The 3,072-nt window shown below is 38.9% G+C and carries 2 protein-coding genes; both read right to left on the reverse strand.

The genetic code is table 11. From position 1 onward, the window contains the following. The coding region (locus LDM92_RS09320) for a BspA family leucine-rich repeat surface protein (protein WP_223903004.1) at positions 1-2,040 on the reverse strand (2,040 nt) is incomplete at its 3' end. Between the two features lie 234 nt (positions 2,041-2,274). After that, the coding region (locus tag LDM92_RS09325; protein ID WP_223903005.1) for a MucBP domain-containing protein at positions 2,275-3,072 on the reverse strand (798 nt) is incomplete at its 5' end.

Raw genomic sequence — 3,072 nt, forward strand, 5'->3', positions numbered from 1 at the left:
GGAGTAGCCAACAGTTGCTTTATCAGTTCCAGGCTGTTTGACGCCATCAATGATAATTTGCTTAATGGTATAACCAGATATTTGTTTTGGAATAATATCTTTCTGATCACCATAAAGTACCCCGTCAACATTTTCCGTCATCGGTTTATTGTCTTTATCAAGAATAGGTTTGGTATTACCCTTATCATCCACATAGTATAAATAATTAACCTTAATAGGATTACCTGTTGCCCTGTCATAAACGAAGTAAACATCTTGTTCTTGATCAGTAAATGTGACTGTGACTTTGTCTTTACTAGTTTTCGAAATAGTATAACCGTATATATTTTTAGGCTCAATAGAACTAGTATCACCTTTATTGCCAGCAATTGCATAGTCATAGGACTTGCCATCTTTGTCTAAAATTGGTTGTCGTTTTCCTTCTTTATCAAGGTATACGTAATGAATTCTTACAGGGCAGCCGCTATAGAATCTGATATAAGTATCATGATCAGTTTCACCATTATAATTATTCATTAAATCGGTGGAAGACCATTTTTTACTCATTTCTGGGTCCCTTTCGTTACCGTTACCAACATTAACCCATGTTCCTGGATTATTAAGACCAGCAGTTTTATCCTCACTTGTAAACTTACAATTTTTACCTAACACTAGTTTTTTCAACTTAGTCAAATTATTTAGAAGATTACTAAGTGATACATAATGTTCGACCCTCGCCATATTAAAATTTGCAATATTCAATGCAGTTAAATTTCTACATTCACTAAATGCGTCGTCCATTAAAGTGACATTCCCAGTGTCGAAACTAGATAAGTCTAAGTCTGTTATGCTAGAACATCTACTGAACAAGTAAGCCATATATTGTAGGCTACTAGTATTAAACTTGGTTAAGTCTACTTTTTGATTTTCTGGATCTGCTGAATTTTCGGAACTTGGATAACTTACAGAAACTAAGTCTGAGCAGCCATAAAACATACCTGTCATATCAGTAACTTGAGAAGTATCAATTTTATCAGGTAAAATTAAGTTTGCAAGGTTAGAACAACCCATAAACATCTCTTTCATGGTAATAGGATCATTTTTATTACTATTCTTGTTAATATTTAAACCTATATTTAAACCACTTAAATCTAAGCTAGTTAAACTTCCGCAGTTTTCAAACATATAGGACATATCAGTTACTTTGGAAGCATCTAATTTATTTATTCCCTCAATTGAGCTTAGGCTTGAGCAACTGGCAAACATGCCATTCATACTAATTACATTAGATGTATTCAGATTTTCTAATCCAGTAATTTTGGTTAAACTTGACAAATCATAGAACATACTTTGCATCGTACCTCTAAAGTTAAGAGGACCTGTAAAGTCGACTTCTTTAATTTGATTTTTATCTGAAAAGAGAGGCTCAGCAAAAAGATCATGACCATCTTTTGCTAGTGAAAAAATATTAATAGAATTGCCGGGAATGCCATCAATAGTTTGATTATTACCTTTAATGGTGTATATTCCACGTCCCGGCTGAAAAGTTACATCGACACCAAGCCAAACACCAGTTAGTATGGTAGGATTTCCACTATCTCTTTTGACATCTTTTTCGAGTTTTTCAGTTTTTATACTGTCTTTTGTGCCTGAAGAGCTGGTATTGCCTGCAGTTGTGTCTTGATTATTTTCACTTGCTGAACTGTTATTAGCATCAGCTTGACCCTGTCCAGCTTCTGAGGTATTGCTTGAGGTACCTGTATTACCTGTACCTGCATTAGTCTCGCTGTCAGCTGTTTGACTGTTGCTGTTTTGGTCAGTGAGGTTATCGTCAGTAGCTGCTGCACCCTCAGTTTCCGAACCGGTTTCAGTAGACTCTGTTTGGTAATTCAACTTAGTCTTGACTGGTCTGCTCGCAGTCTTCTTAGTGGCACGAGTGCCATTCTGATTAGCTGCCTTGACCGTCTGGGGCTTGGCATTAATTAAGCCTAAAGCAGCTGCGGCCACGCCGCCGAGCAATATTTTTTCTCCTTGCTTGTTAGCATTCTTAAGTGTATTCATATAATTCCTCTTCTAAACTGCATATTAATATAGGTTTAGTATATGGCTGGCTTAGGCAAAAGTCAAACTGAGCTAAGCTAAACCGAAAAGCGTCTGGGAAAAGTGCTCTTTGAAGTTAAATAAAAAAATTTTACAATATAAAAAGACCGGTAAATCAACGTTTTATTGACGTGATTTGTCAGCCTTTTTAGTTAGGTTAGAGTTTTTTCCCAGACTCTTTTTGTCAGAATTTAATTAGTCTTTCTTACGGTTAAGCCAAGCAGCACCTAGAGCAGTGGCCAAGGCCAAACCGCCTAGGGCCAGCATGGCCAAACTGTTGTGCTTCTCGGCACCAGTTTGCGGCAATGCATTAGTGCTGCTGTCTTGATCTAGCTTGCCTTTTTGTGGGTCAGAGCTAGCAGTCTTGTTTAATTTGCGGGCTGCAGCTGCCAGTTTAGCAGGGCGGTTAGCCTGATGCTTGTTAGCTGTGAAACCTTTGGTTGATTTGGCAGGTGCTTTCTTTTTCTTGTTCTTCTTGCTGGTCGGAATTGGAGTCGGCTCATTGTCAGTCGGCGTCTGGTTTCCAGCTGGAGTAGTAGTGGAGTTATTAGTTTGGCCATCATTCTTGCTGTAAACGTAGGTCACGCTTTGCGGACTGTTGATGAAGAAACCAGTCGCATTATCAGGCCGGGTCTTTAATGTATAGCCGGAAACAGTCTCGGCACCAGTCGTATAGCCATCACCAATCCGGCCTTGGATTACGCGATCAGGAGCAACAGTGTTGCCATATTCATCTTGATAATGAACTGTGACTGCAGGTGCTATAGCTGCAGGGCTGTTAACAATTGAACCAGCAGTATTGGAAGCATTGGAGCCGTTGGAATTATCAGAGCTGTTGGAACCATTAGAACTATTAGAGCTATTAGAGCTGTCAGAGCTGTTAGAACTATTTGAGCCATCGGAACTGTCGGAGCTGTCAGAACCATTAGAACTATCAGAACTGTCGGAGCTATTAGAACCATCGGAACTGTCAGAACCGTCGGAACCATCGGA

The sequence above is a fragment of the Lactobacillus laiwuensis genome (genome assembly GCF_019972835.1).
Lineage (GTDB): Bacteria > Bacillota > Bacilli > Lactobacillales > Lactobacillaceae > Lactobacillus > Lactobacillus laiwuensis.